General features: G+C 71.4%; 20 protein-coding genes. 6 read left to right on the top strand and 14 right to left on the bottom strand.

Features of this window, described 5'->3' with window-relative positions; all coding sequences use genetic code 11:
- The first annotated feature begins 96 nt into the window (after window positions 1-96).
- Window positions 97-1,725, top strand: a complete 1,629-nt coding sequence (locus AC07EQ_RS30070; protein WP_478391235.1) for a long-chain fatty acid--CoA ligase — start codon at window positions 97-99, stop codon at window positions 1,723-1,725.
- A gap of 210 nt (window positions 1,726-1,935) precedes the next feature.
- On the opposite strand, the gene AC07EQ_RS30075 is transcribed toward AC07EQ_RS30070, so the two are convergent.
- The 11 genes from AC07EQ_RS30075 to mshA form a co-directional block, all read right to left on the bottom strand.
- Window positions 1,936-2,724 (bottom strand): thioesterase family protein, encoded by a 789-nt coding sequence (locus tag AC07EQ_RS30075; protein WP_478391236.1) that lies wholly within the window; start codon window positions 2,722-2,724, stop codon window positions 1,936-1,938.
- Window positions 2,725-2,908: 184 nt separating this feature from the next.
- Window positions 2,909-3,766 carry a sugar phosphate isomerase/epimerase family protein gene (locus AC07EQ_RS30080; protein WP_478391237.1) on the bottom strand — a complete coding sequence of 286 codons (858 nt, stop codon included), beginning with the start codon at window positions 3,764-3,766 and terminating at the stop codon, window positions 2,909-2,911.
- 49 nt (window positions 3,767-3,815) lie between these two features.
- A complete protein-coding gene (locus AC07EQ_RS30085; RefSeq protein ID WP_478391238.1) occupies window positions 3,816-4,952 on the bottom strand; it encodes a hypothetical protein in 1,137 nt (378 codons plus the stop codon).
- The gene (locus AC07EQ_RS30090; protein WP_132495361.1) at window positions 4,949-5,983 is read right to left on the bottom strand and encodes a Ppx/GppA family phosphatase; all 1,035 of its coding nucleotides are present in this window, start codon (window positions 5,981-5,983) and stop codon (window positions 4,949-4,951) included. The genes AC07EQ_RS30085 and AC07EQ_RS30090 overlap by 4 nt, the downstream gene beginning before the upstream one ends.
- A gap of 419 nt (window positions 5,984-6,402) precedes the next feature.
- Window positions 6,403-7,083: a response regulator gene (locus tag AC07EQ_RS30095; RefSeq protein ID WP_478391239.1), complete on the bottom strand. Its 681-nt coding sequence runs from the start codon at window positions 7,081-7,083 to the stop codon at window positions 6,403-6,405.
- On the bottom strand, window positions 7,080-8,321 hold the full coding sequence (locus AC07EQ_RS30100; RefSeq protein WP_478391240.1) for a sensor histidine kinase: 1,242 nt from the start codon (window positions 8,319-8,321) through the stop codon (window positions 7,080-7,082). The genes AC07EQ_RS30095 and AC07EQ_RS30100 overlap by 4 nt, the downstream gene beginning before the upstream one ends.
- A gap of 261 nt (window positions 8,322-8,582) precedes the next feature.
- Window positions 8,583-9,326 carry a phosphoglyceromutase gene (locus AC07EQ_RS30105; protein ID WP_478391241.1) on the bottom strand — a complete coding sequence of 248 codons (744 nt, stop codon included), beginning with the start codon at window positions 9,324-9,326 and terminating at the stop codon, window positions 8,583-8,585.
- A gap of 281 nt (window positions 9,327-9,607) precedes the next feature.
- On the bottom strand, window positions 9,608-10,039 hold the full coding sequence (locus AC07EQ_RS30110; RefSeq protein WP_358492094.1) for an OsmC family protein: 432 nt from the start codon (window positions 10,037-10,039) through the stop codon (window positions 9,608-9,610).
- A gap of 543 nt (window positions 10,040-10,582) precedes the next feature.
- On the bottom strand, window positions 10,583-11,437 hold the full coding sequence (locus AC07EQ_RS30115; RefSeq protein ID WP_478391242.1) for a DUF4349 domain-containing protein: 855 nt from the start codon (window positions 11,435-11,437) through the stop codon (window positions 10,583-10,585).
- A gap of 84 nt (window positions 11,438-11,521) precedes the next feature.
- Window positions 11,522-12,034, bottom strand: a complete 513-nt coding sequence (locus AC07EQ_RS30120) for a type III secretion system chaperone family protein (RefSeq protein WP_132489840.1) — start codon at window positions 12,032-12,034, stop codon at window positions 11,522-11,524.
- Window positions 12,031-13,323, bottom strand: a complete 1,293-nt coding sequence (mshA, locus tag AC07EQ_RS30125; RefSeq protein ID WP_478391243.1) for a D-inositol-3-phosphate glycosyltransferase — start codon at window positions 13,321-13,323, stop codon at window positions 12,031-12,033. Before mshA ends, AC07EQ_RS30120 begins: the two co-directional genes overlap by 4 nt.
- On the opposite strand from mshA, the gene AC07EQ_RS30130 reads away from it, so the two are divergent.
- Window positions 13,301-13,600, top strand: a complete 300-nt coding sequence (locus AC07EQ_RS30130; protein ID WP_478391309.1) for a hypothetical protein — start codon at window positions 13,301-13,303, stop codon at window positions 13,598-13,600. The genes mshA and AC07EQ_RS30130 overlap by 23 nt on opposite strands.
- Before the next feature lie 79 nt (window positions 13,601-13,679).
- Here the strand turns inward: AC07EQ_RS30130 and AC07EQ_RS30135 are convergent, their stop codons facing one another.
- Window positions 13,680-14,834 (bottom strand): L,D-transpeptidase, encoded by a 1,155-nt coding sequence (locus AC07EQ_RS30135; protein ID WP_478391244.1) that lies wholly within the window; start codon window positions 14,832-14,834, stop codon window positions 13,680-13,682.
- A gap of 228 nt (window positions 14,835-15,062) precedes the next feature.
- Between AC07EQ_RS30135 and AC07EQ_RS30140 the strand changes: the two genes are divergently transcribed.
- Complete coding sequence (locus tag AC07EQ_RS30140) at window positions 15,063-15,812, top strand: SDR family NAD(P)-dependent oxidoreductase (RefSeq protein ID WP_478391245.1); 750 nt, start codon at window positions 15,063-15,065, stop codon at window positions 15,810-15,812.
- 114 nt (window positions 15,813-15,926) lie between these two features.
- Here AC07EQ_RS30140 and AC07EQ_RS30145 read toward each other — a convergent pair whose 3' ends face one another.
- The gene (locus AC07EQ_RS30145; protein ID WP_478391246.1) at window positions 15,927-16,934 is read right to left on the bottom strand and encodes a chymotrypsin family serine protease; all 1,008 of its coding nucleotides are present in this window, start codon (window positions 16,932-16,934) and stop codon (window positions 15,927-15,929) included.
- 89 nt (window positions 16,935-17,023) lie between these two features.
- The gene (locus AC07EQ_RS30150) at window positions 17,024-18,148 is read right to left on the bottom strand and encodes a UDP-N-acetylmuramate dehydrogenase (protein ID WP_478391247.1); all 1,125 of its coding nucleotides are present in this window, start codon (window positions 18,146-18,148) and stop codon (window positions 17,024-17,026) included.
- A 37-nt stretch (window positions 18,149-18,185) separates the two neighbouring features.
- On the opposite strand from AC07EQ_RS30150, the gene AC07EQ_RS30155 reads away from it, so the two are divergent.
- From AC07EQ_RS30155 to AC07EQ_RS30165, 3 genes are all read left to right on the top strand, one after another.
- Window positions 18,186-18,704, top strand: a complete 519-nt coding sequence (locus AC07EQ_RS30155; protein ID WP_478391248.1) for a DUF2505 domain-containing protein — start codon at window positions 18,186-18,188, stop codon at window positions 18,702-18,704.
- Complete coding sequence (locus tag AC07EQ_RS30160; protein WP_478391304.1) at window positions 18,701-19,552, top strand: class I SAM-dependent methyltransferase; 852 nt, start codon at window positions 18,701-18,703, stop codon at window positions 19,550-19,552. The genes AC07EQ_RS30155 and AC07EQ_RS30160 overlap by 4 nt, the downstream gene beginning before the upstream one ends.
- Before the next feature lie 135 nt (window positions 19,553-19,687).
- A complete protein-coding gene (locus AC07EQ_RS30165; protein ID WP_478391249.1) occupies window positions 19,688-20,428 on the top strand; it encodes a maleylpyruvate isomerase N-terminal domain-containing protein in 741 nt (246 codons plus the stop codon).
- Window positions 20,429-20,954 lie beyond the last annotated feature (526 nt).

Genomic DNA, 20,954 nt, shown 5'->3' on the forward strand with positions numbered 1-20,954 from the left:
GGCCGATTCCAGCCGCTACTGTGTCTGCCACCACAGTGCCCGCCACGGCCGAGCGATCTTTCGCGCCTGAATGACCAGCCCAAAGGAGCTCTGATCATGTTCAGCACGATGCAGGACGGCCCGCTCTCGATCGCTCGGATCCTCCAGCAGGGCAGCGGGCCGCACGGCGCGTCCGCGGAAGTCGTGACCTGGACCGGCGACGGGGCGCGGCGCCGCAGCTTCGCGGAGGTGGGCCGCCGGACCGCGCAGCTGGCACACGCGCTGCGCGGCCTCGGCGTGACCGGCGACGAGCGCGTCGGCACGTTCATGTGGAACAACGCCGAGCACTTGGAGGCGTACTTCGCGGTTCCGTCGATGGGCGCCGTGCTGCACACCCTGAACATCCGGTTGTTCCCCGAGCAGCTCGTCTACGTCGCCAACCACGCCGAGGACCAGGTCGTGCTGGTCGACGGGACGCTGCTGCCGCTGTTCCAGAAGCTGCTGCCGGAGCTGAAGACGGTGCGGCACGTGATCGTCACCGGCGGTGCCAAGGCCGCGCTGGAGGCGCCGGCCGGGGTGGCGGTGCACGACTACGAGGAACTGCTGGCCGGGCGACCGGAGGAGTTCGACTGGCCGGAGATCGACGAACGCTCGGCCGCCGCCATGTGCTACACCTCCGGCACCACCGCCAACCCGAAGGGCGTCGTCTACTCGCACCGGTCGATCTACCTGCACTCGATGCAGGTGTGCATGACCGACGGGATGGCCCTGTCGCAGGCGGACCGGTCGCTGGCCGTGGTGCCGATGTTCCACGCGATGTCGTGGGGCCTGCCGTACGCGGCGTTCATGGTCGGCGCGTCGATGATCATGCCGGACCGGTTCCTGCAGCCCGAACCGCTGCTGAAGATGATCGAGGCGGAGCGCCCGACGATGGCCGCGGCGGTGCCGACGATCTGGCAGGGCGTGCTGCAGCACCTCGAGGCCGACCCGCACGACGTGTCCTCGCTGCGCGAGGTCGTGGTCGGCGGCGCGGCGTGCCCGCCGTCGCTGATGAAGGCGTTCGACGAGAAGTACGACATCTCGGTGCTGCACGCCTGGGGCATGACCGAGACGTCGCCGCTGGGCAGCGTGGCCCGGCCGCCGGAAGGCGTCACCGACGAGCAGCGCTGGACCTACCGCGCCAGCCAGGGGCGCCTGCCCGCCGGCGTGCAGGGCCGGCTGGTGGGCGACGACGGCACGGTGCTGCCGTGGGACGGCGAGAGCGTCGGCGAGCTGGAGGTCCGCGGGCCGTGGATCGCCGGGGCGTACTACGGCGACGACGATCCGGAGAAGTTCCACGACGGCTGGCTGCGCACCGGGGACGTGGGGTTCATCACGCCGGACGGGTTCGTGCAGCTGACGGACCGGGCCAAGGACGTGATCAAGTCGGGCGGCGAGTGGATCTCGTCGGTCGACCTGGAGAACAAGGTGATGGGCCATCCGGCGGTGGCCGAGGCGATGGTCATCGGCGTGCCGGACGAGAAGTGGTCCGAGCGGCCGCTGGTCGCGGTGGTGCTCCGCGACGGTCAGCAGGTGGACGCGGCCGAGCTGCGCGACTTCCTCGCGGGCGAGGTGGCGAAGTGGCAGGTGCCGGAGTACTGGACGTTCATCCCGGAAGCGCCGAAGACCAGCGTCGGCAAGTTCGACAAGAAGCGCCTCCGCAAGCAGCACGCCGACGGCGGCCTCGACGTCACCCGCCTCACCTGACCCCACACCCCCATCCCCGTCCCCGGCACCGGGGTCCGGGGTCCGGGGTCGTCCGCAATTTCAATGGAAATCAGAGGTCCGATTTCCATTGAAATTGCGGGAGTTGTCCACAACCTCCGGTGTGTCGGGGTCCGACACACCGGAGGTCCGCAAGTTCCATTGAAATCGAAGGTCCGATTTCCATTGAAATTGCGGAGGGGCAGGGGACGGTCAGGGGGACAGGGCGAGTTGGCGGGCCTGGCAGATCAGGCGCCCGACCGAGTCGATCACCATGACGTCCTCGTCGAACCACTGGCCGTGCACCGCGCGGCAGTCCACCACCATCCGCAGCCAGCCGTTCGCCGGCTGGGCCCGCAGCAGGGCGGTGAGCTGCACCGTCGGCGCCCAGCCGAACCGGCCGAGGTTCAGCGTCACCGGCACCGTCAGGTCGCCCGCGACCAGCCCGAACAGCAGGTCGGGCTGCGCCTCGCGGGGCTTGGCCCACAGCCGCAGCCGCGGCTCGCCGGTGCCGCCGTTGAGGAAGTCCGCGGTGCTCGCGTCCAGCCGCATGTCGCAGACCCGGGCCAGCGCGAAGAACTTCCGGGCCTCGGTGGCGGCGAGGTCGATCGCGGTCGACGGCGGGTTCACCGGCATGTCGGGCAGATCCGACCACTCGGGCTCCGACTCGGGCACCTTGCCGAGGGTGACCGTGGCGTCCACGCAGGCCTGGCCGCTCTGCTCCAGCTGCGCGCGGGCGACCGTCACCGTCTTGCCGGCCTTGAGCACCTCGGTCCGGACCAGCACCGGGCCGACCCGGGGCGGGCGCAGGTACTGGGCGCTGATCGAGAGCGGCGCGAGCCCGGTCACGTCGCCGAGGGCGCGAGCCATAAGCGCGAGCAGATAGCCGCCGTGCGGACGTTCTCCGACGGCCCAGTCGGGATGCAGGTTGGCGACGAAGGTGCCATCGCCGAGCGGGCGCACCGAAGTGGCCGCCGCGAAGGGATCCAGGACCTCCGTCACGTGCGGTCCAGCGGTCGGAAGCGCTCGGCGACCGATGCGCGCAACGAGTTCATGGTCACTGATTCTAGTGACCTTCGGAGAAGTTGATCACTAGGCATCGGTTAGTCGCGCCTGCCGCCCGCGCGCGATTTTTGCGGGCTATCGCGCGGAAAACCGCGCCCGGACCCTGACCAGGAGAAACCGGTCAGCCCGCGCGCAGCGGCTCCAGGTGCAGCCGGGCGAACAGCAGCGCCTCGGACAGCAATGCCGCGCGCTGCTGGGGATTGCGCGCCTTGCGGGTGTTGATCTCCAGGACCACCGCGCCCTGGTAGCCGTCGGCGGCCAGCGCCTCGCACACCTCCGCGCACGGCTGGTTGCCCTGCCCCGGCACCAGGTGTTCGTCCCGCGGCGCTCCGGTGCCGTCCGCCAGGTGCACGTGCGCCAGGCCGTCCTTCATCCGCTTCAGCAGCTCGATGGCGTCCACGTGCGCCGCGGCGGCGTGCGACAGGTCGAGCGTGTAGTTGCGGTAGCCGACCTCCGTCGGGTCCGGCGAGGGCTTGAACGCCGACAGCCCGCTGCTCTTGCCGCCGCGCAACCGGTTCAGCGTGCTCGGCGGGCGCAGCGGGAACATGTTCTCCACGGCGATCGAGATCCCGCTGGTCTCCTCCAGCTCCGCGACCAGCTCGGTGAATCCCTCCGCATAGCGGCGCTGCCAGCGGAACGGCGGGTGCACGACGACTGTCTGCGCGCCCAGCTCGCTGGCCACCACCACGGACCGCCGCAGCCGCTCCTCCGGCTCCGGCGACCAGACCCGCTGCGTGATCAGCAGGCACGGCGCATGAACCGCCAGGATCGGCACGCCGTGCTGCTCGGAAAGCCGGTGCAGCGCCGAGACGTCCTGGCTGACCGCGTCCGCCCAGACCATCACCTCGACGCCGTCGAACCCGAGGTCCGCGGCCATCTCGAACGCCGCGCGGGCCGGCTGCGGCCACACCGACGCGCTGGACAACCCGACCGGGATCCGGCCGGGTGCCTCCTCGCGCTGGGGCGGTTGCACTGTCATCGCCTGCCAAGCATGACCGACGGTGGATGGGTGGTCGCGCGCCGGTGCGTCACGAGTGGCTGAAAAGCAGCAGTGCCGCCGGGGACACCGTGCAGAACAAGCCGACCAGCACCGCCAGCAGGATCGTCTGCAGATCGTTGGTGCGCAAGAACTTCCACGCGATGAACACCAGCAGACCGGTGATCACCAGCGCGGCACCGAGCGCCGCGAGGGCGTTCGTACCCCACAACCAGCGGAACCCGACCCAGACCAGCCCGCCGCCGACCAGGCCGCCGACGCCTTGCAGCACCAGCGTGCCCCACTCCTTGCCCGCGGAGACGGGCTCGTCGTCGGGTTCGCCGTCGCGGTAGTCGTCCGCGTCCAGGCCCGCGGGCAGCTCGGGGTCGTAGTCGTCCTCGGCGTACTCGGCTTCGGGTTCGTCGTAGGAGTCGAAGTCGTACGGGTCCTCCGGCTCGTCCGGCGCTTCCTCCTCCTGCTGCTGCGCAGGCGCGGGTGCAGGTGCAGGCGGGTAGGCCAGCACCGCGGTGCCTTCCGGATCGGGCTCGGACTTGGCTGCCGCGACGCGCGGCAGCTGCTCCGTGAGCCCCTCCTGCGGAGTGGGCTTCGGCGGCGCCGGGGGCGCGTCCTGCTGCGGCGCCGGCCGGCGCAAGGCGGGCTGCTGGATCGTCGCCTCGGCATCGCCTTCCGGCGGAGCCGGCGGCGACGCCTTGCCCTTGCCCGCGCTGGTGAACCGCTGAGCCCAGTAGCCGGCGCCCGCCGCCTCCGCCGCTGGCTCCGAGGCCGCGGGAGGCGCAGCGGGAGGCGGCGTGGCAGGTGCTGCGGGCGGTGGCGGAGCTGCGGGCTGCTGAGCGGCCGGAGGCTGCGGAGCGGGTGTTTGTGGAACCGACTGCTGAGCGGCTGGAGGCTGCGGAGCGGATGTTTGTGGAGCCTGCGGCTGAGCGGCCGGGCTAGGTGCGCCCGGACGGTGGCTGCGGCGCTGCGGCGGCTCGCCGTCCGGCGGCACGGCGCGCATCTGACCGCTGTCCGACAGGACTCGCTCGATGATCGCCTGCGGCGCGGTTTCGGACGGGTCCTCGGCCCTGCGGCGCCGGCGGCGGGAACTCTTCTGCGAGCTGCCGCCGTATTCGGCCAGCAGCTCCGCAACGGTGCGCTGGGTGGGCTGATCGGCCCCGCTGTCCCGACTCATTGCTCCCACCGTGCCCCGTGCTGCGTCTGGCGTCCAGTTCCGTCCGCGGACCCCGACTCCGCGAGCCCCAGTGTTGCGCGGGCCTGAATGGCAGTGTGACTGTCTCCATTGGTGTGGTCCAGTCGTCGCAGGATCACACCCTCCCGCAGCGCCCAGGGGCAGATGTCGAGTTCCTTCAGACCCAGCGCTCGCATGGCGGCCTCGGCCACCAGCGCGCCCCCCACCAGCTGGTGCGCCCGCGCGCCGCTCACGCCGTCGAGCGCGGCCAGGTCGGCCGACGACATGCGGGTGATGAACGCGAGCAGCTGCCGCAGGCCGGTCTCGGTCAGCGTGCGCGGCACCCGCGGTCCCGCCGAGGCCGGCGCCGCCCCGGTCAGCCTGGCCAGCGACCGGAACGTCTTCGAGCTGGCCACCGCGCGATCGGGACGCCCCAGCTTGCGGAAGCGCTTCGCGGTGGGCGCCAGCTGCCCCTGCAGCCAATCGCGCAGCTTCTTCACCTCGTCCTGGGTCGGCGGATCGTGCAGCATCGTGCGCGCCAGCCGCCCGGCACCCAGCGGCACCGACACCGCCAGGTCCGGCTGCTCGTCGATGCCGACCGCCATCTCCAGCGAGCCGCCGCCGATGTCGAGCATCAGCAGGTTGCCCGCCGACCAGCCGTACCAGCGGCGGGCCGCCAGGAAGGTGAACCGGGCCTCGTCCTCGCCTGGCAGCACCTCCAGCTCGATGCCGGTCTCGGCGCGCACCCGAGCCAGCACTTCGGCGGCGTTCTCCGCGTCGCGGATCGCCGAGGTCGCGAAGGCCATCAGCTCCTCGCAACCTGCGGCGATGGCAGCCTCCTGCGCGTCGGCGACGGTGCGGACGAGCTCCGCGGCGTCCTCCTCTGCGAGTCGGCCGCCGTGCGAGCCGATCCGCTCGGCCAGCCGCAGCACGGTCTTCTCCGATGTCATCGGGGTCGGATGGGCACCACGATGCGCGTCCACCACCAGCAGGTGGACCGTGTTGGATCCGACGTCGAGCACCCCTAGGCGCATGCCCGACAAATTACCGGCTGCGCACGCGGCCGGGGGCGAGGTGGGGCAGCAAACGGCCTACCGGCCCACCTCGCGCACACCGCAGACCTGGCCAACCAGGGCATCAGTGCGCCAGGTCACGCGGCCAACATCACGCCTCGACCTCGCCGTCGAGGACGAGGCCAGAGAGGCCTGTCACGCTGAGTGCACGTCATCCGACCACTGGGGGCGCGTCCGGTGGCGTTGGGGATCGGGTTGTTCACGGTTCAAGATTGCCCGCTCGCACCCCTGTTCGCCGATTGGCCGATCGGCCCTCCGACCTCGGTCGATCGGTCAGTCGTCGGCGCTGCGCGCTCGGCCGATCGGCGCGGAAGAGCCCCCGGTGCGGCCCCCGAGGGGCCCGCTCCGGGGGCTCGATCGCGCGGCGTCTCCGCCCGCGGCTAGCCCTCGAACTTGTAGCCGAGGCCGCGGACCGTGATCAGGTAGCGCGGGTCCGCCGGGTCGGGCTCGACCTTCGAGCGCAGCCGCTTGACGTGCACGTCCAGCGTCTTGGTGTCGCCGACGTAGTCGGCGCCCCACACCCGGTCGATGAGCTGGCCGCGGGTGAGCACCCGGCCGACGTTGCGCAGCAGGTATTCGAGCAGGTCGAACTCCTTCAGCGGCAGGTTGACGTCGGCGCCGTCCACGGTCACCACGTGGCGTTCCACGTCCATCCGCACCGGCCCGGCCGCCAGCACCTGCGGCTGCAGCTCCTCCGCCTCGCCGCGGCGGCGCAGCACCGCGCGCACCCGCGCGATCAGCTCCCGCGCCGAGTACGGCTTGGTGACGTAGTCGTCGGCGCCGAGCTCCAGGCCCACGACCTTGTCGATCTCGCTGTCCCGGGCGGTCACCATGATCACCGGGACCGAGGAGCGCTGGCGCAGCTGCTTGCACACGTCCGTGCCGCTCATGCCCGGCAGCATCAGGTCCAGCAGCACGATGTCCGCGCCGTTGCGATCGAACTCGTCCAACGCCTCCGGGCCGTTGACGGCCACCGCCGCCGTGAAGCCCTCCTTGCGCAGCAAGAAGGCAAGTGGGTCGGCGAAGGACTCCTCGTCCTCCACGATCAGCACCCTGGTCACCGCACTCCTCCCGTTTCGACGGCTGTGACCCCGTCCGCGCTCTCCGTCGCCGAGCGGGCGGCACTGCCCGCGCGATCCGCTGATGACACCGGCTCTGCTGCGGCCGGCTGGCCGTCGGTCGTGCCGTGCCTGGGCACCCGAAGTGTGAAGGTGGAGCCGGTGCCGGTGCGACTCCACAACTTGACCTCGCCGCCGTGGTTGGCGGCGACGTGCTTGACGATCGCCAGGCCCAGACCCGTGCCGCCAGTGGCGCGGGACCGCGCCGGATCCACCCGGAAGAACCGCTCGAACACCCGCTCGTGGTACTCGGGTTCGATGCCGATGCCACGGTCGGTGACCGCGATCTCCACGAAGTCGCCGGACAACCGGCGGCTGATCGACACCGGGCTGTCCGGCGGCGAGTACGAGACGGCGTTGTTGATCAGGTTGCTCAGCGCGGTCACCAGCAGCGTCCGGTCGCCGTCCAGCAGGTAACCGGTGGGCCCGTCGACGGCGATCTCGATGCCGGCGGACTCGGCGGCCAGCCGGCTGCGGCCCAGCGCCTCCTCCACCACGGCGTCGACGCCGACCGTGGTCAGCTCGGGCAGCCGCTCCGCGCCCTGCAGCCGGGACAGCGCGATCAGCTCGGAGACGAGCGTCCCGAGCCGGGTCGACTCGTGCAGGATCTTGTTGGAGAACCGCCGCACCTCTTCGGCGTCGTCGGCGGCGTCCAGCACCGCCTCGGCGAGCAGCGCGAGCGCCCCGACCGGCGTCTTGAGCTCGTGGCTGACGTTCGCGACGAAGTCGCGCCGGGTGGCCTCCAGGCGGACCGAGTCGGACTCGTCGGCGGCGTCGACGACGGTGAAGCCGTCGCCGAGCGGGCGCACCTCGCCGAGCACCGCGGCCGGGCCTCTGCCGCGCAGCGCGGTGCCCGCGCGGTTGAGCGGGGAGAGGTCGACGGGCACGGATTCGCCGGTCAGCAGGGCGTGCTCGGCGGCCTTGCGGGCGCGCGGATCGGCCTGGTGGTCGCGGATGAGCCCGAGGTCGTCGGCCCGCGGGTTGTGCAGCACCACGTCGCCGAACTTGTTGAGCACGACTACGCCGCTGTCACTGGTGTGCACCAGCCGCTGAAGGAGGTCGGCGACGGTCGGGCCCTCGGGCCTGCCGCGGCGCCGGGATCCCCGAGCTGCGACGAAGCCGCCGATCGCGCCCAGTGCGAGCGCGCCGATGATCAGGGCGGTGTAGCCCAATGCGGTCACGCCAGCATCGTAAGCAAGCCGGGGTGGGGAAAGGCCAGTCTACGAGGGCGTTCCGTGATACCCGTGACACGAAAAGGGGGCTTCTTCACCTCGGCTTCACCCCCTGCTGGGAGCCAGTTCACGTAGCGCCCGGTCGACCGTCGCGCTCCGTTCGCCGCCTCGGCGACAATTCGCCATCCGCCACCCATCTAGGTGACAAGCGAGGGGCACCCGCACCAGATTGCCCGGCGCCGGGTGCCCCTCGATCTTCGGCCGATCGGGCTAGCGGCCCTGGTTCGCGACCGCTGCCGCGGCGGTGGCGGCGGCCTCCGGGTCGAGGTAGGTGCCGCCCGGGTTGGTGGGCTTGAGGTCGGCGTCGAGGTCGTAGCGCAGCGGGATGCCGGTCGGGATGTTCAGGCCCGCGATGTCGCCGTCGGAGATCCCGTCCAGGTGCTTCACCAGCGCGCGCAGCGAGTTGCCGTGCGCGGCGACCAGCACCGTGCGGCCGGCCCGCAGGTCCGGCACGATCGCCGTCTCCCAGTACGGCAGCAGCCGGGCCACCACGTCCTTGAGGCACTCGGTGCGCGGGAGGTCGGCGCCGAGGCCGGCGTAGCGCGGATCGGCGTCCTGGCTGAACTCGCTGCCGAGCTCGATCTCCGGCGGCGGCGTGTCGTACGAGCGACGCCAGAGCATGAACTGGTCCTCGCCGTAGGCCTCGAGGGTCTGCTTCTTGTTCTTGCCCTGCAGCGCGCCGTAGTGGCGCTCGTTGAGCCGCCAGTCGCGGCGAACCGGGATCCAGTGCCGGTCCGCGCCGTCGAGGGCGATGTTCGCCGTCGAGATGGCGCGGCGCAGCAGCGAGGTGTGCAGCACGTCCGGCAGCACCCCGCTCTCGCGCAGCAGCTCACCGCCGCGCTTGGCCTCGGCCACGCCCTTCTCCGACAGCGGGACGTCCACCCAACCGGTGAACAGGTTCTCGGCGTTCCACGTGCTCTCACCGTGCCGCAGCAGCACCAGGGTCGAAGTCATAACCCCAGGCTATAGAGGCTGTTCGGGGTGTGGTGGCGTCGGGTGCGGTAGCGCGGGTCGTTGTCTTTGAAGCGGCGCAGCCGCTTAGCCCACCCTCGCAACTCGCACCGCCGCGGGTTCACGGTGCCCACCCCTGTCGGGGTTCTCCCAGCGAGGACAGCCCCGACGCCGCGTATTCGGTCATACGCAAGTCGGGGATCCCGGAGTCGAGAAGGCCGCAGTAACTCCCGCAGGGGGCCGCCACCCGCACCGCCACGCAAAACGAGCCTGGAAACAGGTTTTCAGTCGAGGGCGGCGTCGAGGGTGATGGTGGTTCCGGTGAGGGCCGCCGAGACCGGGCAGATCTCCTTGGCCTTCTGGGCCGTTCGGTCGAAGACGTCCGGGGCGATTCCCGGTACCTTCGCCCGCACGGTGAGCGCGATCCCGGTGATGGCGAAGCCGTCGCCGCGCGGGCCGAAGGCGACCTCGGCGCTGGTGTCGATCCGTTCCGGCGGCGTGCCCGCCGCGGTGAGCAGGCCGGAGAGCTGCATCGAGTAGCAGGCGGAGTGGGCCGCGGCGATCAGTTCCTCGGGGCTGGTGCGGCCGTCGGGCTCCTCGGCCCGGGACGCCCAGGTGACCGGGAACTGGCCGGCGTTGGACGAGTCCAGCGTGACGGTGCCGGAGCCGCCCTTGAGGTCTCCGGTCCACTGCGTGGTGGCGTTGCGATCGGTCATCTCGCCGCTCCTCATCGGGTGTGCGGAGGCCGCTGCCCTCCGCCGGACTCACCCTCCCGCAGCGCGCGGTGATCCGCAGTTTTGGTTGTGCACTTCACCCGACAGTTATGTGATCACCGCAGCTCCGTGACACGAAAGTGGCGACTGTCACTTCCGTGCGCAAACTGAACGCAGTTCGAACCCTTAGCGTTACTTTCAGTAGAAAACATCACACTAATGGAGTAATGCGGCGGGCTTGTGGCCGCTGCAGGACTCTGCGAAGTTGACAACGCTCTCCTTGAGATCGGCTCCCACGCACTCCCCGATCTCGTGAGAGCAAGTCCGCGGTTCGCATCCCCCATCGAACCGCGCCCCCGCCGGGCCCCGGGTGCCCCCCGCCCACCGGCCCGTCAGGCGGGACCCCACGCGGGGCGGCTCGTGCTCGTGACTCCCCCTCTCTCCCGAGCCGCCCCGCGCGGTCTCTTTGGGCTTCCAGGCGCGTTCCGCACAGCGGTGCGGTTGGCGGGACCTCGCGGCCTTGCCAGACCCGACGCAGATCCCAGGTCAAATGCTGGTCTTGCGGAGGGCTTTGCGGCGGCGGTGCAGGAGCCAGGCCGCGGTTGCCGGCACCGCGAGCACCACCGCGAACGGCAGCACCGCGCCGAAGGCCGTCAGCAGGAACGCGCCGATCTCGGACAGCGCCCGCCAGCCGCCGAAGAGCCCGGCCAGGAAGCCCGTGTCGTCGTCGGCGACCGCGGCCGGGCGCTCCAGCCGCACCGTCACCGTGGCCAGCTCGACCTGGCCGGACAGCGTCGCTTCGCGCCGTTCGAGGGCGTCCAGTTCCGTTTCGCGCGAGGTCAGCTCGCTCTCGATCGACACGATCTCGTCGACCGTCGCGGCGCGGTCCATCAGCGCGCGCAACCGCAGCACGCTGGCCCGCTGTGAATCGATCCGGCTCCGGGTGTCCACCAGCTGGTCGGTGACGTCCTCAGCCTGCTGGCTGCGCGACGTGACCCGCCCCAGCGCCGACAGCTCGCCCAGCACCTGGTCCAGCCGGTCCGCCGGAACCCGCATCGTCATCGTCGTGCCCGACCGGTAGGCGTCCTCCTGCTGGAGGTAGCCGCCCGAGCCCTCGCTGCGCCGCCGCACCTCGGCCGCGCCCCGCTCGACGTCGTCGACCTCGATGTCCAGCTCGGCCGTCCGGATCACCTCGCGCGCGCCGGTCGCCGGGCTCTGCGCGTCGCCGGATGCCGTGTCGGTCGCGAAACCGCTGCCCGAGGTGCTGCGCTCCTGCGGGGCCGCCGGCGCCACCGCGCGCGACTCCGAGACCGCCGAATCACCCGCCCCCGAGGAACACCCGCTCAACAGGCCGAGCGCGACCAGCGCCATGATCGGCCCGCGTAATCGCCGCTTGCCCATGCCGTTCTCCTCCGCATCGTCGTGAACACGGCGGAGACGGAGCGGGACGATCTTCCGGTTGCACCGATCGGGCGACGAACGCCGCTACGGCCGGTCGTGCAGGGGCTGGACCGGGCCGTCGCGCTCCACCAGCTGCCGGAACGGCTGGAGGTTCGCCAGGGACTCGCCGCGCGACTCGCGCCAGCCCCACTCGCGCCGGATGGCCGTGGCGAACCCGAGCTCCAGCAGGGTGTTGAAGTCGCCGTCGGCCGCCTCCAGGACCTGCCCGAGCACCCTGTCGAGCTCGTCGGCGGTCACCGCGTGCAGGCCGATCCGGCCGACCAGGTAGATGTCGCCGTTGCCGTCGATCGTGTAGTGCACGCCGTAGAGCCGGGCGTTGCGGCGCAGCAGGAACCGGTAGACGTCCTCGTGCGCCTCGTCGGGCTGCCTGCACACGAACGCCTCGACGACCAGGGCGTGCTCGGCGACGATGAGCCAGCAGTTGGTCTGCAGCTTCTTGGTGCCGGGCAGCGTGACGAAGTACCGCCCCGCGCCCTTGGGCGCGTACTCCAGCCCACTCGCGTCCAATGTGGACTTGATGACCTCGTCGACGCTCACGCCGTGACCTCCCGGATGCGCAGCTGCGCGTGGAACGACATCTTCGCCTGCGCGTAGGCATCGAGCAGGGCCTCGGTGGTGCGCTGCCACGAGAAGCGCGCTGCATGCGCGGTGGTGTTCGCGGCCAGCCGAGCGCGCAGCCCCGGCTCCAGCATCGAGCCGAGCGCATCGGCCCACTGCCCGGCGCCGTGGCCGTCCACCAGCAGCCCGGACATCCCGTCTTCCACCGCGACCGGCAAGCCGCCGACGGCGGCCGCCACCACCGGCGTGCCGCAGGCCTGCGCCTCCAGCGCGACCAGCCCGAAGGACTCGTTGTAGCTCGGCACCGTCACGACGTCCGCCGCCCGGTACACGTCGCGCAGCGCCGCCCCGCTGCGCGGCGGGAGGAAGCGCACCACGTCGGTGATGCCCAGCTGCACGGCGAGTTCCTGCAGCGCCCGGGGACGTTCCAGCCCGCTGCCGGACGGGCCGCCGACCACCAGCACCACGAGGCGGTCGCGGATCTCCGGGCGACGGGCGAGCAGTTCCGCGGTCGCCCGCAGCAGCACGTCCGGGGCCTTCAGGGGCTGGATCCGGCCGACGAAGGCGAGCACCACCGCGTCCGGCGGCAGGTCCAGGGCCGCCCTGGCGGCAGCGCGGTCGCCGGGGGTGAACAGTTCCAGGTCGACGCCGGGCGGGATCGTCGCGACCGCGTCCGGATCGGCGCCGTAGCGCTCGATCAGGTCGGCGGCCTCGAAGTCGGTGTTGGCCACCAGCATGTCCGCCTCGGCCACCACCTGCTCCTCGCCGAGCACCCGGCCCCGCGGCTCGGGGCTGTCGCCCTGGGCGAGGTTGGCGTTCTTGACCTTGGCGAGGGTGTGCGCCGTGTGCACCAGCGGGACGCCCCAGCGCTCCCGCGCCAGCCAGCCGACCTGCCCGGACAGCCAGTAGTGCGAGTGCACGATGTCGTAGTAGCCGGGCTCGTGGCGGGCCTCCACCCGCAGCGCGCCGGCGGCGAAGGCGCACAGCTGGGACGGCAGGTCGTTCTTGTCGAGCCCCTCGAAGGGGCCCGCGACCACGTTCCGGACCAGGACGCCGGGTGCCAGCTCCGCGATCGGCGGGATGTCCGAGGAGGTCGCCCTGGTGAAGATCTCGACCTCGGTGCCGAGCGCGGCGAGCCGCTTGGCGGTCTGCGCGACGTAGACGTTCATGCCCCCGGCGTCGCCGGTGCCGGGCTGCTCCAGCGGGGAGGTGTGCAACGAGAAGACGGCGGCGCGGCGCGGCCGCATGCGTAACGTGCTGGAAGTCATCTGCTGCCCATCGCAAGCCGAGCGGCCCGAATTTTTCGGGCCCGCGTCAAACCCCGACACCCGGCGCGGCGGAAACATTCCCGTCGCCGTGCCGGAACACAGCCGGGGCCAGCGTTCGACGCTACCGCTCGAGGGCCGCCGGACAGTCCTGCCAGGCGGCCCCGGGTGGCACTGCTCACACGTCGGCCGACCGGCCCGCACGCATCGCGAGCAACGTCCCGACGAGAAGTTCCCCGGCGTCCTCACCGCGATCCTCGCCACCGACGCCGAAGACTGAACCACCGGACCGCAAGTTCCATTGAAATCGAAGGTTCGATTTCAATGGAACTTGCGGAAGCACGCGACGGGGCAGCGGCTCAGACCGCGGACTTCTTGGTCCACTGCTCCCAGTTGAGCAGCCAGTCGTAGACGTCGAACTGCGGCGGCATGGTGCTCGCCGAGCCCGTCACCTCGATCGGGTCGCCGAGCAGCGCGCTGTCGTAGTAGTCCTTCGCGTCGGCCGCGCTGAGGTTGATGCAGCCGTGCGAGTTGTTGACCTTGCCGAGCGCGGCGGCGTTCTCCTGGTTCTCGTGGATGAACTCGCCGTGGTTCGAGAACCGCGCCGCCCAGGTCTTGCGCACGTCGTGATAGCCGTAACGGGGGTTGTCCATGATCTCCACCGGGCGCTTCTCCATGACGATGAACGTGCCGTTGGGCGTGTTGCGCCCCGGGTCGTACTCCTCGCCGTAGCTCGCCGCGTAGCTGGCCACCTGCTCGCCGTTGCGCATCACGACCAGCCGGTGGGTGCCCACCGCCGCCTTGACGATCTGCGCCCGGCCGATGTCGAACTCGGTGCTCAGATCCGCCAGCCCGTAGGAACCCTGGCCGTAGGACTGGCCGTAGAGCTTGGCGTGCACGCTGATGTGGGTGTGCGCCGGCCAGTACTCCTTCGGCCGCCAGTCGACCTGCCGGTCCGACAGCCAGGCCCAGGATCCTTCGACCGGCACCGAGGTCTGCACGGTCAGCGCCCGCTGGATCCCCGCCTTGTCCTGGACCGCCTCGTCGAACTTCACGCTGATCGGCATCGCGATGCCGACCTCGGCGTTGTCCGTCGGGTTGATCGTGGCGCGGATCGTCTTCTTCGGCTGCAGCGTGCTGAAGGCGCCCTGCACCGGCACCTGCTTGCCGTCCTCGCCGGTGGCCTGGCCGGTCCAGGAGTAGCTCTTGCCGTAGCCGAGCGCCTCGGTGGCGTGCCAGTTCTTGCCGTCCTTGGACAGCTCGCCGGCGACCTTCTTGCCGTCGGCGTTGGTCAGCTCGATGGAGTCGAACCTGCCTCGATCCACGGTGGCCGTGATCGGCGCGGCCGGGTTGACCTCGCCCGCGTCGGCGCCCGGTTCGAAGGACACCTTGGCGACCGGATCCGCGGGTTTCTGCTCCTGCGGCGCGGACGCACCGCAGCCCGAAATCAGCAGCACCGCCGCCACAGCTCCCGCCAGCGCAGCCCACCTCGACCGCAGCTTGGAACCACTCACCTTCTGACCTCTATCCCCTTAGAGAATGTGCGCACGACCATCCGCTTTGCCCGAAATGCAACGGGACGGTCGTCGAAAAGTGACCCTTTATCCACAAGACGCCCGAAGGCGAAAAAAGATGTCTGGAAACCCCAGTGTGTCGTGTCACATCCGGCACGTCACATCGGCCCCGGCCGGACGTGGTCCGATGGACGCGGGCAATCGGCCGTCTCCCAGGAGGAAGAAGACGTGAGCACAAGTTCTGCAGGCCGCTGGGCCGTGGTCACCGGGGCGAGCTCCGGCATCGGCGCGGCCACCGCGCGCCACCTCGCCGCCGCGGGCTTCCACGTGGTGCTGGGCGCCCGGCGGCTCGAACGGCTGACCGCGCTCGCCGAGGAGATCGGCGGCACCGCGCTGCCACTGGACGTCACCGACCCGGATTCGGTGGCGGCGTTCGTCGAGCAGGTGCCGGAATGCCACGTGCTGATCAACAACGCCGGCGGCGCGAAGGGCCTGGCCAAGATCGCCGAAGCCGACGAGGACGACTGGCGCTGGATGTGGGAGACCAACGTGCTCGGCACGCTCCGGGTCACCAAGGCGCTGCTGCCGAAGCTCGTCGCCTCGGGCGACGGGCACGTGGTGACGGTGACCTCGGTGGCGGCCTCCGAGGTCTACGACAACGGCGCGGGCTACACCTCGGCCAAGCACGCGCAGGGCGCGCTGCACCGCACGCTGCGGGGCGAACTCCTGGGCGAGCCGGTGCGGTTCACCGAGATCGCGCCGGGCGCCGTGGAGACGGAGTTCTCCGAGGTGCGCTTCGGCGGCGACAAGGAGCGCGCGGCGGCGGTCTACCAGGGCATCACGCCGCTGGTCGCCGACGACATCGCGGACGTCATCGCGTTCGCGGTGACCCGCCCGTCCCACGTGAACGTGGACTTCATCTCCGTCAAACCCCGCGACCAGCACTCGGCCACCCGCATGCACCGCCGGACCGAGTGATCTCGTCCGGGTGAAGGTCCGCAATTTCCATTGAAATCGAACCTCCGATTTCCATTGAAATTGCGGACCCGACCGGCTGGGGGCCGATCGGGTCGGGGTGGGAGAGGCGTGGGGTCAGACGCGGATTCGCTGGGATTCGGTGCAGAGTTCCACGTCGAGTTCCGCCAGCACGTCCGCGATCGGGCTGGCGAAGCCGAACGCCCCGCCGCGGCTGCCCGCCACGTGCAGGCCGATGATCCGCCCGCCCGGATCGAGCACCGCCGCCCCGGCGTCGCCCGGCCCGCAGAACCGCAGGTCCGCGGCCGCGATCCGGATCTGCTCCCGCAGCACCCGGACGCCCAGGGCCTCGCCGTGATCGATCCGCACGGTCGCATCGACCGAGGTGACGGCGCCGAGCGTCACGCCCGTGCCGAAGCCGTTCTTGCGGACCCGCTCGCCCGGGTACGCCGACGCGTGCCCGGTGACCGGGCCGATCCCGTCGACCACGCACGACGTCTCCGAACCCGGCGCGATCGCGACCGCGGCCGCGTCGACCCGGGCGGACAGCGCCGCCCGCGCCAGCTCGGTGTGCACCCGGCCGTCGTCCGGATCCGCCATCCGGTCGCCCACCGCCCAGGCGTCGTCCAGGCAGGCCACGTCGAAGGTGGTCAGGCCCATCGTGACCACCGTCGGCGCGGTGCCGGTGACGATCGCCCCGAGCGTGCCGATGCGGCAGTACTCGCCGGCGCTCGGCACGGTCGGCGGCGCCAGGTGGACGGCCCGGCAGGGCGCTAATCCACCGCCGGCCCGCACCACCCCGGAACGGTCGCCGCGGCGCCGGCCCGGCACCATCGGCTCCTGCCGGGCGCAGTGGATGTGCTGCAGGACCGGCTGTTCCTCGATGACGTCGGTCGGGATGCCGAAGATGTCGCCCGGCACGCAGGTGCCCGGGACGAGCTGATCGCGCGGCCTCTTGCGGATCACCGAGACGACGATCGCCTGTTGGCCGGTGGGTGCCCCGGCACGGTGCTTCACACCGATGTCGACAGCGGTCACCCAGGGCAGGTCCAGGAGCTGGTCCTCGACCGCCCGCTTGATCGGGCGTATGACCGCCCGATCCCTAAGCTCCCTGATGCTCAACATGGTGGCCCCCTCCACCTACCCCATTTAACACTCAGGGTTACGCATCAGTCACGAAGAGTCACTCTTACGGCCGTTCGGCTCTTCGGCTGCTACAGCGAACAGTCCACCAACACGGGCTCGGGTGCCAGCGAAACGCCGAAGGCCACGCGTACCCCGTCCCGAACTTCACGCGCTAGAAGTAGCAGGTCGCGGGTCGTCGCGGTGCCGCGGTTGGTCAGCGCGAGGGTGTGCTTGGTGGACAGCCCCACCCGCCCGCCGGGGCCGGGGTGCCCCTTGGCGAACCCGGCGCGCTCGATCAGCCACGCCGCGGACAGCTTGGTCCGGCCGCCGTCCGCCGGGTACTGCGGGATCCGCTGGTCCGGGCCGATCTCGGCGACGATCCGGGACAGCACCTCGGGCAGGTCACCGGCCTCGACGATCGGGTTCGTGAAGAACGAACCGGCGCTCCAGGTGTCGTGGTCGGCCGGGTCGAGCACCATGCCCTTGCCGCGCCGCAGCGCCAGCACCGCCTCGCGGGCGGCGGCCACGTCGACCTGCCCGCCGGGCTCCACGCCGAGCGTGCGCGCGAGCTCGGCGTACCGGATCGGGGCCGACCGGCCGCCGTCGCGCAGCAGGAACCGGGCGCGCAGCACCACGGCCGTGTCGCTGTGCTTGAGCACGCTGGTCCGGTAGGCCAGCCCGAGCTCCTCGGCCGGGACCGTGCGCACGCGCCCGGTGGCGCGGTCCAGCAGGTCGACCGAGACCAGCAGCTCGGACACCTCGACGCCGTAGGCGCCGACGTTCTGCACCGGGGTCGCCCCGGTCAGGCCGGGGATGCCGGACAGGCATTCGAGCCCGCCCAGGCCCTGGCGGACCGTGTCGGCGACCACTTCGTCCCAGTCTTCGCCGGCCTCCGCCGTGAGCTGCACCAGCCCGTCTCCGACGCTGTCGTACTGGCGCCCCTTGGTGGCGATCCGCACCACGTGCCCGGCGAAGCCCTCGTCCGCGACCACGACGTTCGAGCCGCCGCCCAGCACCAGCAGCCGCTGCCCGGCCGAATCCGCTGCCCGCACCGCGGCGGTCAGCTCGTCTGGGTGGTGCGCGACCACCAGGTCGGCCGCCGGGCCACCCAGCCGCAGCGTGGTGCAGCCGGCCAGCGACCGGCCGTCGGCGGTCCCGGCTGGGTGCGGATCCGACGACCAAGTGTTGTCGCGCACTTCTTCGGCACCGGACATGGAGGGATTCACGGTTGCCAAAGGTAGCCTCCGCTGCATGGCACGCCGCATCGAGCACCGGAGCACCTCCGAGTGGCCCGCCGCCCGGGTGTACGAGGCGCTGATCGACAAGGACTACCTCACCGACCGGTTGGCGGAGATCGGCGGCGCCAGCGCGGCGCTGGTCCAGCACGTCAACACCGAGGACGGCGCGCGGTTCCAGCTGCGCCAGGGCGTGCACGCCGACTCGTTGCCGTCGGTGGCCCGCACGGTGGTCGGCGGGGACCTGACGATCGACCGCAGCGAATCGTGGCGGCGCGAGGTGGACGGGCACTACACCGGCGAGATCGCCGCCGAGGTCGCCGGCGCGCCCTGCTCGATCACCGGCTCGATGTGGCTGCGCGACCTGGCAGAACCGGCCGGAGCCGCGGTCAGCGAGTTCGTGGTGTCCGGGAACGTGCGGGTGAACCTGCCGTTCCTGGGCGGCAAGCTGGAAGATCTGATCGTCGACCAGGTGCAGAAGCTGCTGGCCGACGAGGAGCGCTTCACGACCGAGTGGCTGGCCCGCCGGGGATGAACTCGGCCCCGAAGAAGCGGGCGCCCCGGCTCGCCGCCGGTCGGGCCCGCGCCCTGGGCATGCCCACGCGCGGCACCACCAACCCGAACCGGCTGCGGCGCATCGACCGGTGGATCGCCGGCACATCGTGGGTCGCGGACGCGCTGCGCAACGCGGCGGAGCCGGTCGTCATCGACCTCGGCTACGGCGCCACCCCGGTGACCACCGTGGAGCTGGCGGCCCGGCTGCGGCCGCTGCGCCCGGACGCGCGGGTGGTGGGCCTGGAGATCGACCCGGACCGGGTGGCGGCCGGCAAGCTCGTCGCCGATCCGCCCGCGCTGGAGTTCCGCCGCGGCGGGTTCGAGCTGGCCGGACTGGCCGCCGGAGTGCGCGACTTCCCGGGGCCCGCGCTGGTGCGGGCGTTGAACGTGCTGCGCCAGTACACCGAGCCCGAGGCGTGGAAGGCGTGGGAGGAACTGTGCTCCCGGCTGGCGCCGGATGGGCTGCTGGTGGAGGGCACCTGCGACGAGATCGGGCGACGCTGCTGCTGGGTGACGCTGGACCGGGGCGGGCCGCGGACGCTGACGCTGGCCTGCCTGCCCGCCGACATCGAGCGGCCGTCGGACCTCGCCGAGCGGCTGCCGAAGACCTTGATCCACCGCAACGTGCCGGGCGAGAAGGTGCACGCGATGCTGGCCGATCTCGACGCGTGCTGGGCGAAGGCCGCCCCGATGGTCCCGTTCGGGCCGCGCGCCCGGTGGGCGCAGGCCGCGCAGTCGTTCGCGGAGCTGGGCTGGCCGGTGCTGGACCGGCGACGCCGGTGGCGGCTGGGCGAGCTCACCGTCGACTGGTCCGCGGTGGCGCCCTGAGCCGACCCGGTCGAGCGGCGTCCTGCCGAGGATGGATTCCGCGCACGCGCCCGGCTGCACCAGGACTTCCACGACGGCCGATCTCACGGCCCGCCGCCGGTGCCCGCGACGACGTCCGGTTCCTATTGTGGAGGCATGGCTAGCGACTTCTTGCACCGCGCATTCCTGGACCAGGCCGCTGCCTTCCGCAGCGCCGTGCTCCAGGCCGGACCGAACGCCGAGGTCTCGACCTGCCCCGGCTGGGACGTCCGCAAGCTGGTCCAGCACCTCGGGCAGGCCTACGCGAGGGCGGAGCTCTCCCTGCACCTGGAGCCGGGCAGCGAGCGCCCCGAGGACCTGCGGCCGCCGGCCGAGTTCGACGACGTGGTCGCCTGGTGGGACGAGCGGCTGGCGATCCTGCTCCAGACACTGTCCACAATGGATCAGGACCGGCCCGTGCGGGCGCTCTACCCCGGCGGCACCCCGAAGACCTGGACCCGGCGGATGGCGCACGAAACGGCCATCCACCGGCTCGACGCGGAGCACGCGCTCGCCGGGCTCGGCCCGGACCACGTGCACGACCTGATCTTCGACCCGGAGCTGGCGGCCGACGGCATCGACGAGTTCCTGACCCTGCTGCTCCCCCTGGGCGACTGGTCGGAGCAGGAGAGCAAGGGCAAGGTGCTCTTCCACGCTCCGGACGCGGGCCGCGCGTGGCTGGTCGAGTACCGGCCGGGCCAACCGCCGCAGGCCGGGGCGCCGACCGACGCGGCGCTGGAGGTCGACGCGACGGTCGCGGGCACCGCGGACGCGGTGTTCCGGCGGGTCTGGGGCCGCCCGAGCACTGCCGTGGTGACCGGCGACGCCGCCCTCGCGGCCCTCGCCGCCGGACGCTGACGACGGCCCGTGCGTACTTTGTGCTGCTATACGGCCTGTTCCAGGCTCGTTTTGCGTGGCGGTGCGGGTAGCGGAAATTCAGGGGTCTTCTCGCTGTGGGATCCCCGACATCATGAATGCCATTCACCACGTCGGGACTGTCCTCGCGAGAAGACACCTGAGAACCCGCGGCGGTGCAAGTTGCGAGGGTGGGCTAAGCGGCTCCGCTGCTTCAAGGACAAGACCCGCGCTACCACACCTCGCACCACGACAGTCACGTCGGATTCTTCGGCCCCCTTCCGCCTCGCCAATGCGGTCAACCCTCTTGAACAGCGTCAACGCCAGTACCAGCAGCAATGCGGCGAGGCATCCGCTGACGATCGCCACGGCCTGCAGGCCCGACGTGCAGCCCTCGCGCACAACGGCCGCGAGCGCGTCACCATTCCGTCGCAGGAGGCCGTTGAGAAGTCGTTCCGCGCGCCGGTTTTTCCCGAGAAAGAAAAGTCCCCCCCCCCCCCCGGAGAGAGGCTTCGCGAAAAAAAAGGAG

Source organism: Saccharopolyspora sp. NPDC045839 (assembly GCF_056431645.1).

Coding starts and splice junctions, on each gene's coding strand:
- AC07EQ_RS30070 (WP_478391235.1), top strand. CDS start 97: ATGTTCAGCACGATGCAGGACGGCCCGCTCTCGATCGCTCGGATCCTC.
- AC07EQ_RS30080 (WP_478391237.1), bottom strand. CDS start 3,766: ATGACAGTGCAACCGCCCCAGCGCGAGGAGGCACCCGGCCGGATCCCG.
- AC07EQ_RS30085 (WP_478391238.1), bottom strand. CDS start 4,952: ATGAGTCGGGACAGCGGGGCCGATCAGCCCACCCAGCGCACCGTTGCG.
- AC07EQ_RS30090 (WP_132495361.1), bottom strand. CDS start 5,983: ATGCGCCTAGGGGTGCTCGACGTCGGATCCAACACGGTCCACCTGCTG.
- AC07EQ_RS30105 (WP_478391241.1), bottom strand. CDS start 9,326: ATGACTTCGACCCTGGTGCTGCTGCGGCACGGTGAGAGCACGTGGAAC.
- AC07EQ_RS30110 (WP_358492094.1), bottom strand. CDS start 10,039: ATGACCGATCGCAACGCCACCACGCAGTGGACCGGAGACCTCAAGGGC.
- AC07EQ_RS30115 (WP_478391242.1), bottom strand. CDS start 11,437: ATGGGCAAGCGGCGATTACGCGGGCCGATCATGGCGCTGGTCGCGCTC.
- AC07EQ_RS30130 (WP_478391309.1), top strand. CDS start 13,301: ATGCGTAACGTGCTGGAAGTCATCTGCTGCCCATCGCAAGCCGAGCGG.
- mshA (WP_478391243.1), bottom strand. CDS start 13,323: ATGACTTCCAGCACGTTACGCATGCGGCCGCGCCGCGCCGCCGTCTTC.
- AC07EQ_RS30145 (WP_478391246.1), bottom strand. CDS start 16,934: ATGTTGAGCATCAGGGAGCTTAGGGATCGGGCGGTCATACGCCCGATC.
- AC07EQ_RS30150 (WP_478391247.1), bottom strand. CDS start 18,148: ATGTCCGGTGCCGAAGAAGTGCGCGACAACACTTGGTCGTCGGATCCG.
- AC07EQ_RS30155 (WP_478391248.1), top strand. CDS start 18,186: ATGGCACGCCGCATCGAGCACCGGAGCACCTCCGAGTGGCCCGCCGCC.
- AC07EQ_RS30160 (WP_478391304.1), top strand. CDS start 18,701: ATGAACTCGGCCCCGAAGAAGCGGGCGCCCCGGCTCGCCGCCGGTCGG.
- AC07EQ_RS30165 (WP_478391249.1), top strand. CDS start 19,688: ATGGCTAGCGACTTCTTGCACCGCGCATTCCTGGACCAGGCCGCTGCC.